The 16,524-nt window shown below is 70.6% G+C and carries 13 protein-coding genes; 2 read left to right on the forward strand and 11 right to left on the reverse strand.

Annotated features, from left to right (window positions below; genetic code table 11):
- Nucleotides 1-2 precede the first annotated feature (2 nt).
- The 11 genes from J2Z79_RS12465 to J2Z79_RS12515 all read right to left on the reverse strand — a co-directional run bounded on the left by J2Z79_RS12465 (nucleotide 3) and on the right by J2Z79_RS12515 (nucleotide 14,716).
- A complete protein-coding gene (locus J2Z79_RS12465; protein WP_209467224.1) occupies nucleotides 3-842 on the reverse strand; it encodes a nucleotidyltransferase family protein in 840 nt (279 codons plus the stop codon).
- Nucleotides 842-1,840 carry a hypothetical protein gene (locus tag J2Z79_RS12470; protein WP_209467225.1) on the reverse strand — a complete coding sequence of 333 codons (999 nt, stop codon included), beginning with the start codon at nucleotides 1,838-1,840 and terminating at the stop codon, nucleotides 842-844. The genes J2Z79_RS12465 and J2Z79_RS12470 overlap by 1 nt, the downstream gene beginning before the upstream one ends.
- Complete coding sequence (locus J2Z79_RS12475; protein ID WP_209467226.1) at nucleotides 1,837-2,901, reverse strand: cytochrome b/b6 domain-containing protein; 1,065 nt, start codon at nucleotides 2,899-2,901, stop codon at nucleotides 1,837-1,839. The genes J2Z79_RS12470 and J2Z79_RS12475 overlap by 4 nt, the downstream gene beginning before the upstream one ends.
- 14 nt (nucleotides 2,902-2,915) lie before the next feature.
- A complete protein-coding gene (locus J2Z79_RS12480; RefSeq protein WP_209467227.1) occupies nucleotides 2,916-3,614 on the reverse strand; it encodes a 4Fe-4S dicluster domain-containing protein in 699 nt (232 codons plus the stop codon).
- 18 nt (nucleotides 3,615-3,632) lie between these two features.
- Entirely contained in the window at nucleotides 3,633-4,607 is a 975-nt protein-coding gene (locus J2Z79_RS19185; protein ID WP_209467228.1) for an FAD binding domain-containing protein, read from the reverse strand.
- Nucleotides 4,608-4,617: 10 nt separating this feature from the next.
- Complete coding sequence (locus J2Z79_RS12490) at nucleotides 4,618-6,924, reverse strand: xanthine dehydrogenase family protein molybdopterin-binding subunit (RefSeq protein WP_209467229.1); 2,307 nt, start codon at nucleotides 6,922-6,924, stop codon at nucleotides 4,618-4,620.
- 4 nt (nucleotides 6,925-6,928) lie between these two features.
- A complete protein-coding gene (locus tag J2Z79_RS12495; protein WP_245302704.1) occupies nucleotides 6,929-7,582 on the reverse strand; it encodes a (2Fe-2S)-binding protein in 654 nt (217 codons plus the stop codon).
- 763 nt (nucleotides 7,583-8,345) lie between these two features.
- Complete coding sequence (locus tag J2Z79_RS12500; RefSeq protein ID WP_209467230.1) at nucleotides 8,346-10,313, reverse strand: stalk domain-containing protein; 1,968 nt, start codon at nucleotides 10,311-10,313, stop codon at nucleotides 8,346-8,348.
- Nucleotides 10,314-10,635: 322 nt separating this feature from the next.
- Nucleotides 10,636-11,475, reverse strand: coding sequence for a heme o synthase (gene cyoE / locus J2Z79_RS12505; RefSeq protein WP_209467231.1), 840 nt, complete (start codon nucleotides 11,473-11,475; stop codon nucleotides 10,636-10,638).
- A 113-nt stretch (nucleotides 11,476-11,588) separates the two neighbouring features.
- Nucleotides 11,589-13,910, reverse strand: coding sequence for an SUMF1/EgtB/PvdO family nonheme iron enzyme (locus tag J2Z79_RS12510; protein WP_209467232.1), 2,322 nt, complete (start codon nucleotides 13,908-13,910; stop codon nucleotides 11,589-11,591).
- A gap of 77 nt (nucleotides 13,911-13,987) precedes the next feature.
- Nucleotides 13,988-14,716, reverse strand: coding sequence for a Crp/Fnr family transcriptional regulator (locus tag J2Z79_RS12515; protein ID WP_209467233.1), 729 nt, complete (start codon nucleotides 14,714-14,716; stop codon nucleotides 13,988-13,990).
- Nucleotides 14,717-14,980: 264 nt separating this feature from the next.
- On the opposite strand from J2Z79_RS12515, the gene J2Z79_RS12520 reads away from it, so the two are divergent.
- The gene (locus J2Z79_RS12520) at nucleotides 14,981-15,712 is read left to right on the forward strand and encodes a hypothetical protein (RefSeq protein WP_209467234.1); all 732 of its coding nucleotides are present in this window, start codon (nucleotides 14,981-14,983) and stop codon (nucleotides 15,710-15,712) included.
- Nucleotides 15,712-16,377 carry a hypothetical protein gene (locus J2Z79_RS12525; protein WP_209467235.1) on the forward strand — a complete coding sequence of 222 codons (666 nt, stop codon included), beginning with the start codon at nucleotides 15,712-15,714 and terminating at the stop codon, nucleotides 16,375-16,377. Before J2Z79_RS12520 ends, J2Z79_RS12525 begins: the two co-directional genes overlap by 1 nt.
- Nucleotides 16,378-16,524 lie beyond the last annotated feature (147 nt).

Consider the following 16,524-nt stretch of genomic DNA (forward strand, 5'->3'; position numbering starts at 1 on the left):
GCTCACGCTCCCCTCTTCCGATGCGACAGGAAGGCCAGCGCCCGCCGGTAGGCGTCGGGCGTGTCCACATCCAGCAGGACCTCGTCGGTGGGCACGGGCACCTCGGCCACCGCCTCGGGGTACCGGGTGAAGAGGCCCCGCAGCCCCTCGTCGGCTGGGAGTGCCAGCAGCGGCCCCAGGAGGCTGCGGTCCACGCAGATCGGGTGGCCCCGGCGCCCGGCGAAGGTCGGCACCGTGATGCCCCCGCCGTGCCCCGCCAGGATTCCGGCCACCGTCCCGGGGGTGATCAGCGGCTGGTCGCCAAGGGCGATGAGCACCCCGCCGGAGGGCGGCGAGGAAGTCCCGGCCTGCTGCAGGGCTGTCCCGGTCTGCTCCGGCGGCGCCTTCCCGGCGTTCGGTGACGACGTCCCGGCCTGCGGCAGGGTTTCCCCCGGCTGCCCGAGGGCAGCCGCGGGCTGCTCCGGGGTTGATGCCCCGACGTGTGCCGCGCCCCGCTCGGCCTGCAGCAGGGCCGCCACCCCGGCCTGCACCGAGGTGAGCATTCCCTCCCGGTAGCGGGGGTTGTCGACCACGATCACCCGGGGTGCATCAGCCAGCGAACCAAGGGCAGCCCGGTGCGCGTCCGCCCTGTGCCCCAGCACGACGGCGACCTTGCTCACCGGGGCGGCCAGGAGCGTGCGGATCACCGCCTCCAGCACCGTCGCCCCACCCCAGGGCAGGAGCATCTTGGGTTGGCCCATCCGGCGCGACTCCCCGGCCGCCAGCACCACGGCGGTCGCCATGGGCGCGGCCCCGGCCACGGGCATCGAAGACAGCTCGTGCATGACCGGCAGCTCGTGCATCAGACGGTCACCGCCCGGTTCAGCCAGGCCATGAGGCCCGGCGCAGTCTCGAGGGGCACGAGCACGACCCGCGGGTCGGCCTCCACATCCCCCTCCGGCCAGGTCACCGTCGCCCCGCGGCTGAAGAGCCCCCAGACGGGCACCCAGTCCAGCCCGGCGTCCGAGCCGGAGAGCGTGCGGACGACACGGGCGGCCGGCAGCCCCTCCGCCCAGGCCAGGTCCGCGCCGCCCAGCAGGGCCTGCCTCACCTGCCCGGCCGCGATGGCTGCCCGCAGGCGTTCCGGCTCCTCCAGGTACAGGGGGAACCTGCCGCAGACGGGCGCGAGCGCGGCGAGGGCGTCGTTGCCCAGCGCCGCCCAGACGGGCTGCGGGTGCAGGTCGGCGGGGTGAGCGTCATGCCCGTCCCCGCCATCGCTGTGGTCAAAGCGCACCAGGGCCGCCCGGCGGTAGCCGCCCACCGCCAGCAGGCGCCCGCCGGGCAGGCTGCGGTAGTGCGACCAGCCCGCCAGGATGGGGAGCCAGGCGAGATCGCGGGAGGTGGCCGGGCCCTCCAGGTCCCCGTGGGCGGGCAGCATCTCGCCGGTCAGCCCGAGTGCCCGGCACAGCGCGGCGGTTCCCTCGCAGGGGTAGCATGCGACGGAGGGGGGCGGACGGGCGGGTAGCTCAGCGGCCGCGCCCCGCTCTGCCAGGGCCGGATCCGTCTCCGGCCGTTCCTGAGCCATGCGTGTGGGTAGCGCTGCCCCCGGGGACAGTCGCTCGGCCAGCCCCGGGCGGTGCGCCGCAGCCGCCAGGGCCCGCCGCCCGATGGCAGAGCCGACGCCCGGGAGCCCGGCGGCGGCTGGCCCGGTCGCCGGCGGTCGCGCCGCGGCCCGCTCGGGGCCGCTGTCCCCTCCGTTCGGATCGATCACCACGTCGAACCCGGTCAGGAGGGCCCGGACCCCGGCGGCGGCCGTCCGCCCGGCTTCCGACAGGGCCCGGAGCCGGTCGCGCTCGCTCACTGCGGCGTCCCCCCGCCGCCGGGGCTGGGCTCGGGCGACGGGTGGGGCTCGGCCGTGGGGCCGGCCCAGCTGCCGGCCGACTCCCGCAGGAGCTCCTGGTACCACCGCCCGTGGACCGCCTGCACGTAGGCGAGGCTCACCCTTCCCGTGAACATCGAGCGCAGCAGCGGCCAGTTGGTGCGCACCAGCACCACCGCGGCCACGTGAACGAAGAGCATGACGATGGTGCCCACGAAGGCCCAGTCGTGGATGCGCGTGGCCCAGAGGATCACGCCCCCCGGGAGCGGGTAGGCGTAGCGCACGGCCTTCAGCAGGCCGGTGGCCACCACCGCCAGGGACACCAGGACCCAGAGGGGGTAGGAGAGGAGCCGCTGCGTGGCCAGGTACTTGCCTTCGGCCGGGAAGCCCTGGAAGCCCACCGCCCGCTCCATGCCCCGCCGCCATCCGGCAGGCCACTGCAGGCCCGGGAACCCGAGGATCCCGCGGTCGCCCACCAGCCCGGCGTAGGCCAGCAGCTCGATGCCCGCGTCGCGCAGGGTCTCGCGGTCGGGCAGCAGACGGTGGCGGCTGGAGACGCCGGTGGTCAGGGCGTGCACGGCCGTGCCGCCCAGGCCCAGCAGGATGAAGGCGGCGCCGACGTAGTGCAGCGTGTAGAGGAGGGGAAGGGCGAAGGGGTTGGGCAGCCACGAGACGATGAGCAGGGCGCCGGAGCCCATCGCCAGCAGGAAGCCCAGGGCGTTCAGCCAGTGGCTGAGCCGGTGGCCCGGGGAGTGGCGCTCCACCTCTGCGCTGCCCGGCCGGATGCCGCGCTGCCGGCGGCGGTAGAAGGCGCCGCCGAAGAGCCCCAGGGCGATGCCGGCCGCCGTGACCAGGAGCGTGATGGACGCCCAGCGGAAGTTGAGCTGGAACAGGGTGCTCTGCGGTGCCCACGGCTCGGCCGCGGCGGCGCCCGATCGCCCGGCGACCAGCAACAGGAACAGGGTGGCGGCTGGCACGATGGCCCGGACGGCGTCCCGGCTGGTCCCGCCCGCCCCGTGCAGTCGGCCTGTCAGTCTTCTCATCCCGCACACCTCCCCTAGAGGATCTGCCGGTAGGTGACCTCGTCGGAGCGCCGGATGTCCAGGCAGAGGTGGTCGCTCTCGATGATCCCCAGCTGGATGGCGTGGTTGACCGGGCAGGCGCCGACGCAGGCCGGGCCCTCGGGGCGCCAGTGGCACATGTCGCACTTGGTGTAGACGTGCAGGTCGGGGTCGTAGAAGATCCGGGTGCCGGCGTGGGCCTCGCCGGAGACGGCCAGCACCCCCTCCGCCGGGAAGGGGCAGGAGGCTTCGCACTTGCCGCAGGCGACGCAGACCGACTCGTCGATGAACCGGGCCCCGACCCTGCCGTCGATGCGGAGGGCGTCGGCCGGGCAGACCACGAAGCACTCGGGGTCGGGGCACTGCTTGCAGGGCGAGGGCAGGTAGCCGGCGTTCCCCATCTGCGCGCCGGTGGCGATGACGATGCCCACCGGTGCCCCGGGCGGGGCGAAGACGTGGATGCGCGGAACCCCCGAGAGGCCCGCCTCCCGGTGCACCTGGCCGCAGGCGACCTCGCAGGCGCCGCAGCCCACGCACAGGGAGGGATCGGGGAAGATGACCCCCTCGGACAGGGGCGGCAGTTCGGTCTCGGCTACCGCCGCCACCTTCGCGGCGCCCAGGAGCGCGAAGAGGGAGCCGGCGGTGGCCGCCGCCGCGGTCAGGAACGCGCGCCGGCCCTCCTGCTGCACGGTCATGTCGGCTCCTCCTTTCCGTCAGTCGCCGAGGATCGCCCGGCGCATCAGCTCGGCCGCCAGATCGACCTTGTAGGCGTTGTGGGTCATGGGCCGCGCCCTGGCCAGCTCGGCGCGGATGGCGGCGTCCACCGCGTCCGGCGTGAGCTGCGCGCCGCGCAGGAGGCCCTCCGCCGTGTGGCAGCGCCACGGGGCGGGGGCGACCGCCCCCAGCACCAGCCGGATGTCCCGTATGGCCGTGCCCACCACCTGCAGCTGGCAGGCCACCGACAGGATGGCGAAGTCCCAGACCTCGCGGGTGCGGAACTTCAGCCAGGCCTGCCGTCCGCCGGCCATCGGCGGCGGGACCCGGACCTCGGTCAGGATCTCGCCCGGCTTCAGCACGTTCTCGCGGTGCAGATCCTGCCGGGGCAGCACGAAGAACTTCTCCAGCGGCATCCGCTTCGTGCCCTCCGGGCCCTCGATGATGACCTCGGCGTCCAGGGCGATGAGCGCCGGCGCCAGGTCGGAGGGGTGGACGATGAAGCAGCCCGCCCCGCCGAGGATGGCGTGGTAGCGGTTGTCGCCCAGCACCGCCGAGCAGTAGGTGCCGTCCCGGCGCAGGCACGGGGTGAGGGTGTTGCGGTAGTACCAGCAGCGGGGGCGCTGGCAGAGGTTGCCGCCCACGGTGCCCTGGTTCCGGATCTGCTGGGAGGCCACCCGGCTGGCCGCCTCGTGGAGCAGCGGGTAGCGCTCCCGGATCCCGGCGTGGTACTGGACGTCTGCGACGGTGGTGGCGGCGCCGATGCGCAGCCCGCCCTCGGGCGTCTCCTCGATGTAGGCCAGGCGGTCCACCGTCTTCAGGTCCACGACCAGCTCCGGCGTGACCACCCGGTTCTTCATCAGCCCGACCAGGTCGGTGCCGCCGCCGACGGGTACCCCCTGGTCGCCTGCCCGCTGGAGCGCCCCCACGGCCTGGCCGACCGACCCGGCGGCCACATAGCTGAAGCTCTTCACCTGCGCCACCTCACTTTCCGGCCGCCCGCAGGGCACGAAGCACGCGCGCTGCGGTGAGCGGCAGCTCGGTCACCACCACGCCCGTGGCGTTGTAGATGGCGTTGACGATCGCGGCGGCGGTGGGGATGCCCGGCGGCTCCGCCATGCCCTTGGTGTTGGTGTTGTTGGAGTGCTCGTCGATCTGCGGCACGATGATGGGCACCTGCTCGGGCATGTCAATGGCCGTGGGCAGCTTGTAATCGGTGTAGTTGCAGGTGACCACCACACCGGTGTTGGGGTCGATCACCCGCTCCTCGCTCATGGCGTAGCCCCGGCCCAGGGCCAGGCCGCCGTGGATCTGCCCCTCCACCAGGAACGGGTTGATCGCCCGGCCGCAGTCGTGGGCCGCCACCAGCTTCAGTACGCGAACCTGCCCGGTGCGGGTGTCCACCTCCACCTCGGCGAACTGGGCCCCGAAGGCCGTCACCCGGTAGTCGCTGGGGTTGGGGCCGCGGAAGCCCCCGCCGACCACGGCGTGGGTGAACCGTCTGGCGACGTTGGCCAGCGGCTCGGCGAAGCTGGGGTCGGTGCGGGACCGGATCACGCCCTCCTCCATGTAGAGGTCGTTCACGTCGCGGTCCATCAGCTCGCTGACCGCCTGGAGTACCTGCCGGCGGGCGTCGGCCGCGGCGTTGCGGATGGCGGGGGTGAGGGAGGGGGTGAGCCGGCTGCCGAAGGTGCCGTTGTCGAACACGCCCAGGGCGGTGTCGCCGTTGCGTACCTGGATGAGCGAGAGCGGTACGTGCAGCTCCTCGGCGCAGACCATCGCCATGGCGGTGGTGGCGCCCTCGCCGATGTCGTTGAAGGCCGACTGCAGGATGATGGAGCCGTCGGTGTTGATGATCACGTTGGCCGCCGAGGGCGGCCCGCCGCCGGCGCCCCAGATGAGCGAGCCCACGCCGATGCCCCGCTTGACGGGTCCGGGGTCCGAACCGGGGACCTTCCGCCGCTTCTCGGCCCAGCCGATGGCCTTGGCGCCCAGGTCGTAGGCCTGGCTCAGCCCCTTGCTGGAGTACGGGACCTTCGCCACCTGGTCGCCCCAGGGCGTGTCGTTCTTCTTGCGGAACTCGATGGGGTCCATGCCGATGGCGTAGGCCAGCCGGTCCATCACCGCCTCCAGCGGCGCCATGCCCTCCTTGTTGCCCGGGCCGCGCATGGCGGTGTTGGTCATGTGGTTGGTGTAGACGGCGTACTCCTCGGTGCGCACGTTGGGGCAGAGGTACATCTCGCGGGCGGGGATGCCCGAGTTCAGGGCGAAGCGGCCGCCCTCTGCGCCGGCGCTGACGTAGGCCTTCAGGTCGATGAAGGTCAGCGTGCCGTCCCGCTTGCAGCCCGCCCGGATCTTCTGCACGGTGTAAGGCCGGTGCCCGGTGGTGACGATCTCCTCCCACCGCTCGAGGGTGAGCTTCACCGGCTGGCGGGTCTTGCGGGCCAGCAGCGCGGTGATCACGTGGTACTTCTCCAGACCGGTCTTGGAGCCGAAGCCGCCGCCCATGTACTCCCGGAGCACCCGCACCTTGGAGCGGGGCAGGCCGAAGGCGCCGGCGAGGCCGGACTGGACGTTGGTCACCGACTGGGTGGAGTCGTACATCGTGAGCGTGTCGTCGGTATCCCACACGGCCACGCAGCCGTGGGGCTCCATGCAGCAGTGGTGGACGGCCGGCATGCGGAAGGTCTCCTCGACGACGACGTCGGCCTCCCGCTCCCCCTGGGCGACGTCGCCCCGCTCGATGATGCGCGGCCCGCCGCCCAGCACCTTGCCGTCGGGGTGGACCTGCGGGGCGTCGGGCTCCAGGGCCTTCTCGGGGTCCAGGACGAAGGGGAGCGGCTTGTAGGTCACCCGGATCGCAGCGACGGCGTCGCGGGCCACGTGCTCGCTGACCGCCGCCACGGCCGCCACCTCGGCACCCACGTACCGCAGGACCGGGTTGAAGACCAGCCCCTGGCCGGACACGGTGATCGGGTCGGTGTTGCCGTGGTGGATGACGGCCACCACGCCGGGGATCTTCTCGGCCTCCGTGGTGTCGATCTCCACGATCTCGGCGTGGGGGTAGGGGGAGCGGAGGATCTTGCACCAGAGCATGCCGGGCAGCTGCACGTCGGTGGTGTAGACGGCCTTGCCCGTCACCCTGGCGACTCCCTCGATGCGGGGGATGCGCTGGCCGACGATGCGCAGCTTCTCGTCAGGCCGCCATGGCTCTACTTCGTTCTCGGGCACCTCGACGATGATCTCGCTGACGTGCCCCTCGATCTCCACGCGGGTCTTGACGAACGGCATCGGCTCACCCCCCCTGGCGCTGCGCCTTCGCCGCCTGCAGTCCGGCCGCGATGATGCCCGGGTAGGCGCCGCAGCGGCAGATGTTGCCCGCCACCGCGTTCCGGATGTCCGCCTCCGTGGGGTCGGGCTGCCGCATCAGACACGCCTTGATGGACATGATCTGGCCGGCCGTGCAGTAGCCGCACTGGAAGCCGTCGCACTCGATGAACGCCTGCTGGATCGGGTCCAGCTGATCCCCCTTCGCCAGCCCCTCGACGGTGAGGACCTCCTTGCCCTGCATCTGCACCGCCAGCACGGAGCAGCTGTAGACGGCCCGGCCGTCCACCACCACGGTGCAGGCGCCGCACTCGCCCCGGTCGCACGTCACGTGCGTGCCGGTGAGGTGAAGCCGCTCCCGGAGCAGGTTGGCGAGGGTATCGCGGGTGTCGACCTCCACCGTGTACTGCTGCCCGTTGACGGTGAGCGTGACGGCCTGCATCACCGCCGGGCGGTACCCTCGGGCCGCAGGCGGCAGCTCCGCCGCCAGCGCCTGCCCCGACAGCCGGCCCCGGCGCCGGATCCGCACCCCGCCCAGCAGGCCGGACGCCGCCGCCGCCGTGCCGACCGCCTTCAGGAGCGTGCGCCTGGCGATCCGCGGCGGCCGCTGTTGCTGACGCATGACCCACCCCTCCCTCCTGTGTGTGGGCACCCTGTGCCTGGAGGGAATTCTATTCATTCTCGGCAGGAATCTAGACTATGTGCATCGGACGTGGATGATCGAGGCGAGAACGTGGTGGTTCGCTCCGGCCACCGGACGGTGGCCGGAGCGGGGCTGATGCAGCCAGGCGCACAGTCCTTCAAACGCAAACGGCAAGGAAATGAGCCACGCAGCCGAAGGGGGTGGCTCATTTCCTTACCGTTGGGGGCGGGTGACGGCAGTGACGGCTACTCCGGGGGGTATGTCGATCACCCTGTGGACGTGAGCATCGCCGGCAGCGACTACCCCGAGGGGCATGCCGAGCACTTCTCTGGGCACCTTCTGACCACCTGGACGGTGGCAGGGGAGGGGCCGAGGTGCCTGGCGGACAGTCGTTCAAACATGAACGGCAAGGAAATGAGCCACGCAGCCGAAGCGGGTGGCTCATTTCCTTACCGTTGGGGGCGGGTGCTGGCAGTGACGGCTACTCCGGGGGGTATGTCGATGACCTCGTGGACGTGAGCATCGACGGCAGCGACTACCCCGAGGAGCATGCCGAGCACTTCTCTGGGCATCTTCCGGCCACCTGGACGGTGGCAGGGGAGGGGCTGAGGTGCCACCCTTGGGCCTGAGGGAGGCCACTGCGGGCCATGAGCAGGGACTGCTCCTTCCCGACGTCCACGTCAACAAGAGGGGCTGACGTCCCAGATGACCTGGGGTCAGCCCCTTTCGCATGTGCTCGTCCCTACTTCACACTGGCCGTGCGGGTCGCACCGTTCCACTCCACCCTCAGGCCCAGGCTCTCGAAGACCCGAAGGGGCACCAGCACCCGGTCGTCGACCTTCGTCGGCGCAGCAGGCAGCTCCACGCTCTGCCAGCCGGCCGTGGCGGTGCGCGACCCGATGGTGAGGGAGACCTGGCGGTCCCCCCGCCTGAGGGCGACCCGGTCGCCGGCCTGGACGACCTCGGTGCCGGTCGCCGCGGCCACCTGCTCGAGGGGGACGGTCAGCGTCCCTTCCAACAGGGCGGGCTGGTAGTCGAAGGCCACGGGCATGCCGTCCACGGTGACCGTGGCGGCGGCCACCCGCACCGGCAGGGTCCGCTCCACCGACTTCCGCCCCAGGCTGTCGTAGGCCCGCACGGTGACCTGCACGGTCTCGCCGGCGTAGGGGCTGAAGTCTGCGGTCACGGCCCAGGGATCGCCCGTGGTGCTGCTGCCGGCGGGCTGTCCGTTGATCGCGTACTCGACCCGGCTGATGAAGGGATCATACGCCCGCACGTAGCTGCTCAGCTCCACCTTCGCCGCCGGCACCCCCGACTCCACGGCGTCCAGGTAGACCCGGTCCGCGGCGGCCCCCAGCTCGGAGAGGTAGTACGTGTCGGCGATGGCCGCCTGGTAGGTCTTCAGCACCCGCTCGTTGCCCGAGAGCAGGTAGTTCTGCTTCATGATGCCCTTGTCCTGGACCGAGTTCTTGGTGTCGCTGCTGAACCAGACCAGGGCCTTCACCCGCGGGTAGATCCGGGGCATGGCGGCGTAGAACCGCTGGATGTTCGTCAGGGCCCAGGGCTCCCGGCTCTGGTTGACGGAGTGGTCGTAGTAGCCCACGGCCCCCTCGACCAGCATGATGGGCTTGCGGTCGGCGTAGCGCTCGTAGATCTCGGCGAAGGTGTCGTGCAGCGGCCGGGAGTCGCGGGCCTTCCCGCCCTCGGCGACCGGGTCGAGGCTGTCGTCGTGGACGGCATAGGACGAGATTCCCACCCAGTCCACGTACGCATCGCCCGGGTAATAGAGGTCCATCGTGTTGGGCGGGAACCAGCTGGGGGCCCAGACCATGGCGACGTTGGGCGCCTCTTCCCGCATCACCCGCGCCACGAGCCGGAACTTCTCCTTATACAGCTCGGGGTCGCCGGTCCAGGGGACCCACTCGCCGTTCATCTCGCCGCCGAAGCGGAGGAAGATGGGGATTTCCGCCTCACCGAGCTCCCGGGCGATCCTGCGGAGAACCGGCCCGTCCACCACGGCCTTCAGCCCCAGGTCAGGCTGGAACGCCCACTGCAGCGCCCCGCCCACGGCCTTGATGGCCTCGATGTGAGAGCTGGCCGGGCCGTGCCCCTGGCTCCAGTTTCCGTAGAGCATGAAGATCGGGTGCTGCCGCCCGGTGAGCGCCGGTACGCCCTCAGTGTAGAAGGGCTTTCCGGTTTCCGGGTTGTGCACCTTCCGGTCCAGCTCGGCGTACATGCCCAGGTATGCGCCGGTCACGGGCTCGTGCTTGGCCCCTGTGTAGAGCCGCTTGCCGACGGCAGCCGCGGGGGCAGTGACGAAGAGGCGCACCTCGCTGCGTACCCAGTCGGCCTTCCGCTTGGCGGCGATGGCGGACTGCTCATCCGAGGGGATCCAGTAGACCGCCTCCTGTTGCCAGTACTGGGACGCGGTGTCCAGGTCGCCCAGTTGCGCAGTCAGCCGCCCGGCGTGGCCGTACATGAGGGCGGCGTTGATGCGGGCGCCGCCGTCACCTTTCTGCTCGGCCTCGGAGACGAAGTGCATGGCTGCTTCGAGGTAGAGATCTGCTGCTTCTTTCAGGTTCCCTTCCGCTTCCGCCGCCTGCGCTTTCGCGAGGGTCTGCCAGACGTTGGCGGCATCGGCCTTGGCCGGGACGAGTCCGGTGAGGAGGAAGAGCGAGAGCAGGACCGCCAGGGCCTTAAGTCGAGGCATGAATGGTTCACCTCTAGATGTTATGGTGTTATGAAGACAATATGGTCGTAAATGTTCGCTCCAGTTCCAACATCATCCTGCTTGCGCACTGGCGGAAATACGGACAGCGAACAGGGAATTCGCTGCCGGCGCAGCGGTGCCCCCGTTGCATGAGGGTCTTGACCTGTGCCGCAGGCAGGGCCCGGCCCGACCGGTTTGCGCCCGCCCGCGGGCGCGCCGGGAGTCAGGTGCCGCACCCCGGTGCGGCGCCCACCCGCTCCGTCCAAGAGCAGATCGGGCGCCCGGTGCTCCCACCGGGCGCCCGAGGACGCACGCATCCCGCCTACGTGAACGCAATCAGCCCCATGGCCGCCACCATGTAGACCGAGGCAAACTTGAACAGCTGGAAGTTCACGGCCACCGACGGGCGGATCAGGGCGTTGGCCGCCAGTCCGACCAGCACGGCCCCGAGGCAGGCCGCCACCCCGATTACCCCCCAGGGCAGCGCCAGCAGCCAGGTGGCGGCCAGCATGGTCAGGGCCGCCAGCAGCGTCGACCCGCTGATCACCCGCTGGGTAAAGCCCGTCCCGTGGGTGTTGGGAAAGACCGGAACCCCGGCCTCGGCGTAGTCCGCCGCGTATTTGATGCTGAAGGTCATGATGTGGGTCGGGATCCAGAGCAGCACGGCGAGGGCGAGCAGCAGGCCCACCAGGTCGACGCGCCCGAGGGCGAGGGTCCGGCCCGCCAGGGCCGGCATGCCTCCCGAGATGCCGCCCCACAGCACCGACCACGGCGTGCGGCGCTTGAGCCAGACCGTGTAGACCACGGCGTCCAGGAACCAGCCGGCCAGCACCACCAGGCCGAAGAGCGGGGCTGTCGCGAAGGCCCAGGCGAGGCCGGTCCCGCTCAGGATGGCACCCAGCGCCAGCACCGCGGCCGGCGAGAGGCGTCCCGCCGCCAGGGGGCGGTTCGCCGTGCGGGACATCTTCCGGTCGATGTCCCGGTCGTAGACCATGTTCAGCACGGTGGCGCCGCAGATGGACGCGAGCAGCGCCCCGGTCAGCGGCGCCCAGTTGCCGCGGGCGGGTTGGGCCACGCTGGCGTACCCCGCGACACCCGTGAACAGGAGGAGCGCCGTCTGTTTGCTCTTGATGAGGGACCAGAGGTCGCGCATGAGCTGCATCGCGGTTCCCTCCCAGGCATGTCCCGGTCACTGCGCGTACCGGCCGAAGCGGAAGCCCACGTTGGAGCCGGCGTGGCGCGGACCGGCGTTGGTGTCGCCGACGTGTGCGGCCGTCACCGGACGCACCGGAAGCCCACGCTGGGGCTGGCGTGCTCCGGTTCGGCGCTGTTACGGCTCCAGGTGCGCAGGTCGTAGGCGTAGCTGGACTTGCTGCCGCCCCGCAGGTAGCGGTAGTGCGTCATCGGGTAGTCGTCGGCCGTCCACTCGGCCACGTTGCCCGCCATGTCATACACCCCGTAGGGGCTGGCGGCGTCCACGGTCTGGAAGTCGCCGTGGCGCTCTCCGTTGTAGAAGCCGACGGGCGTGGTGTCGCTGTACCCCTCCGCCGTCTCGAAGGGATCCCGGCTGTGGTAGTAGTTGGCGTGCCGGGGCGTGATCTCGTCGCCCCAGGGGTAGGCCCGCTCCGTCGTGCCCTTGGCGGCCTTCTCCCACTCGGCCTCGGTGGGCAGCCTGCCGCCCACGGACTCGCAGTAGGCCCGCGCGCCGAACCAGGTGACCATCGTGACCGGATGGTTCTCGTAGCCCGACACCACGGCGAAGCCGTCGCCGTCGGCGACAATGCGGTCAGCCGGGTCGCCCAGGACGTAGTGCGGGTAGTCGCCGGGCGGGTACTCCTTCTCGTGCTTGGCGCCGTGGAAGGGGTCGCCGGGGTAGGGGCCGAGGATCCGGTCGCCCTCACGCCGCAGCGCGCCCCCGGCCAGCCCCCGCTCCAGCCAGTCGGCGAACTGGGCGTTGGTCACGGGCGTGACCATGATCTCGAAGTCCCCCACCATCGTCTCCTCCCCGTCCCGACCCATGGGGAAGGGGCCGGCGGGGACGCGGGCCCAGGCGTCCGGGTCGGCGCCCGCCTCAGTGAAGCTCGCGAGCCCGGGCGGCGCCGTGGGCGCGGACCCGCATCCGGCCAGCAGCGAGGAGGCGGCCAGCACGGCGACCAGGGCGGTCGTCCCCCTGCGCCAGCGGCCGTCGGGCCGCAGCAGGTCGACCAGGTGCCAGAGCAAGAACAGCGCCAGGAGCACCAGCATCGCCCCGAGGCCGAAGTCCATCGCCAGCATGGTGGTGTTGACCAGCCCCTGCTGGTGGTACTCGCTGACCACGAGTCGCTTCATGCTGAAGATCGTGGCGCCGGCGAAGGCCACGTCCGAGCCGGCGATCATGATCCAGCCGAACCAGCGGCGCGCCCTGCCCCTGAGCCCCATCATGTCGGCGAAGTAGAAGAGGATGATGGTGGCGGTGAGCGCCGCGAGGATGTGCCAGTGGCCCGTGAGGGTGATGCGCTCCTCCCGGTGAGGCAGCACGCGGATCAGCTCGTCCAGCTTCACCGCCATGAAAATGCCGACGAAGGTGACGCAGAAGTTCATGAAGACCATCTGCCACAGCGCCCCGAAGCGGAGCGGGTCGTGCAGGAGGGCCTTCAGCTTCTGCACGAGTGTGGCGCGCGCGATCCCCTGCTCGGCCAGCCGGTCGCGCATGATCTTCCCCCAGCCGTAGATCACCAGGAACAGCCCGGCCAGCAGGATGAGGACGGAGCCCGCGTAGATGATGGTGTGGGCGGCCGGCGTCACCACCACGGCCCAGGCGCCCAGGCTGGTGACGACGGTCCCGAAGATCATGAGGGGCATGGCCAGCCTGTGCCAGATGCCCCTGAAGTCCAGCCACCTGCCGACCAGCAGGGCGGTGGCCACGGCGATGAGCGTCAGCATGATGTGCAGGTGGCCGATCACCGACTTCTGCAGCCCGGTCTTCACCGGCTCGCGCACCACGTCCTCGGCCAGGAACGAGGCGAACCCGTTGCCGAAGAACGCGCCGGGTACCGCACCGAAGATGGCCGAGATCAGCGTGCAGAGCGCCATCGTGAAGAAGGCGGCCCGCTCCAGGTCCACGCCCCCGCGCGTGCGGGCGTAGGCGGGATCTAGCTGCCGGTGGTCGGTCCCGAAGGGCCAGAGGGCGACGGTCAGCAGGACGCCGGCGTAAAACAGCAGGGACTGGCCTACCAGGAAGAGCCCGTGGAAGACCCAGTTCTGCCCGAAGTAGCCGAAGACGAGGCCGGAGAACATGGCCAGCAGGTAGCCGGCCGTGGTCACGGCGTTGATGCTCTCCCGCTGCCCCTCCCGCATCGGTACGGCGTCGGTGATCAGGTAGACGAGCACCGCGACGACCGCGAAGGCGATGGAGTGGTAGAGGCTGATGATGCGGCCCTCCCGCTGCACGGGACCCAGCTGCATGCCCAGCAGGTCCGCCACGAAGTCCCGCACGCCCCACTCGGCCATCGGGCCCGAGAGCGTGGCGAAGACGGCGGTGACGAGGGCGACGAGGCCGATGGCCAGCAGGCACAGGCCGCGTGTGGACCGGAACAGGTAGTGCAGTCGTGTGCGCATGGTGCCTCCCTCCCGGCGGTTTCCCTGTCACCCCCACCATAGCACCCGGCGTCCGGCCGGACATTGACCTGGGTCAATCAAATGGAAGTGGACGAACGCTCATCCAGGGCCAGGGAGATCCGGTGCAGCCGGCAGGGATCGAGCAGCTCGATGTGGCCGTAGCCGCTGTCCTCAATGAGCCCCTGGGCCCGCATCTCGCCCAGCACGCGCACCACCGTCTCCACCGCCAGCCCGCACATCGAGGCGATCTCGCCCCGGGTGAGGGAGACGGAGGAGCGGCCGTCCCGGCACTCCGTGGTGGAGAGCAGGGTGGAGGCCACTACGGCCCGGGCGGGCAGCGTGGAGATGTTCTGCAGCCGCAGGTAGCCGAGGTGCAGCTCCTCGGCGAATCCTACCAGCAGGGCACAGGCCAGTTCCGGGTTCTCCCGGATCGTCCGCCAGCCGGCGTCCCGGTCGATGAACCAGACCTCTGCCCCCTGGCGGCCGGCGCGGGCGCTGATGCAGTAGGAGGGCGACATGCGGAGGCCGGCCAGCCCCACGGGCGAGCCGGCCGGCGCCATGCGGATGATCTGCTCCCGCCCGGCGGCGTCCACCGCGTACTCGAGCACCTGGCCGCGGCCCACCAGCCACCAGCCGATCACCGGCTCGCCCTGGCGGAAGAGGACCTCGCCGCGGGCCAGCTCCCGGCGGGAGGCGTGCGGGCGGAGGAGCATCAGCTGCTCCCGCATGTCGCGCCAGCAGTACGGCGCGCCCCGCCGCCGCACCGGGCAGTCCTCACAGCGGATTCGCTCGGCTGCGCTGGACATGGCATCACCCCTTCATTTCACCATGAACCATCCGCCCCGGCGGCGCCATCCATCGAAGTATTCGTTTTTGGATATTTCGCTGATGTTACTACTTTGGGGGATACGGCCTGGGTCATTTGGTTCGTTTGCCGGAAAGACGGCCTGAAGAAGTATCCATATTTGACGCATTTCTGACCCAGGTCAATGAATTGGCCGCTGCGCTCTGGTACGCGTGAGGTGACCTGGGACTGCCAGGTGAGAACGACAGCGCAGGGAGGTCAGATCATGACGAAAGACCCGACGCCTCTGGTGCGCGGCGCAGCGGTGCTGCTCATGACCCTGGTCACCGTCTTCCACATCATCGGCGGCATCGGCGCGGTCTGCGTCTCGTTCGGCGGGCCCGACTACAGGCCGGCCGTGCCCTACATCCCGTACCACCACATCTACCAGCCCATCACCATCGCCGTGATGATCCTCGGCTTCGTCTTCGTCATCCTGACGTACGCCATGTTCCGCGGCGAGCGCTGGGCGGTCTGGACCGCCATCGGCCTCATGGCCTTCAGCCTGGTCATCACCTACATCCGGATGCAGTACGCCCTGATGATCCGGGGCGGCACCGCGCCGACGAACGTCCGGTTTTACATCACCGTCGTCACCTTCCTCTACATGCTGGTGACCCAGGTTCCCACCATCCGCAGGCGGGTGGACTGGAGACGGCCCCTGGGCAGGACGGGATCGTACAGCACCCCGGGCGGCGTGGCCCTGATGGTGGCCGGACTCTTCACGGCGCTCTCCCCCTGGGGCGTGGGGGCCAGCCACGTGATCGACGGGGTCAACTACGCGCTGATCATGCTGAAGCCCCTGCTGGCCCTGGGCGGCACGCTGATGCTGATCGGTGCCGGCCTGCTGCTCTCCGTGTGGCTGGGCAGGCCCGTGGACCAGGTGCTGGTGGATTGGGTGCGCCGGCGCACGGTGGCGCGGCGGCCGGAGTTGGCGACGGAAGGAGGGCGCCGGTAATGGGCGGTGGAGGCGGCGGTTTCCTGCAGTACATGGACAGCATGGCCATGGCCTTCGGCTTCCTGCTGTTCCTCTGGGTGCTTCACCACGCCTGCGGCCGGTACATCAGGCTGCACCACGGTGCCTTCCTGGGCGGCTCGATGGTTGCCACCGTGGTGGTCTTCCTGGTGGGTCGCAAGGCCGAGCTGGCCCTCGACCCCTTCGTCGGCACGATGACGCTGCTGGCCGCCGTGCTCCTGGCCGGGGGCTTCCTGGCGATGGCTGACGTACGGCGGCGCATCACCCCGTACTTCATGGCCTTCTGCATGGTGGGCGTGCTGGGCTACGCCCTGGCGGCCCACTACGGCAACGTGACGGCGCAGATCTGGCAGATGCCGCTGTTCTGGGCGACGGTGATCCCCAGCGCGGCGGCGCTGCTGGCCCTGCCCGTCTGGCTGATGACTTCCAGGGGCGACGGCATCCACGCACTCTGGGTGCCGCTGGGCACCATCCTGCTCTGCGTGGCGGGCTACTACATGGTGGGCACTACGAACCAGACCATTGCCATTCCGGCAGAGAACGCGGCCCCGCTGATCAACACCCTGCTGGCCGCCGGTTTCTTCTGCCTGCTGCTGGGCTTCCTCCTCGTCCGGCGGTGGTTGGACGCGGAGAAGGCGGAGGAGTAGCGTTCGTTTCCGCAGCGCGATCGCACGCCCCGTGCCGCATGGCACGGGGTTTTCGCGGTGCGCCCAGCATGGGCGCTGACTTGTTGGTGAAAGTCCAATACGGGCGAGGTGGCACCAGCCCGTTAGCCAAAGGCAAGGGCTGCCCAG

Origin of the sequence: Symbiobacterium terraclitae (assembly GCF_017874315.1) — a bacterium.
Taxonomy (GTDB): Bacteria; Bacillota; Sulfobacillia; order Symbiobacteriales; family Symbiobacteriaceae; genus Symbiobacterium; species Symbiobacterium terraclitae.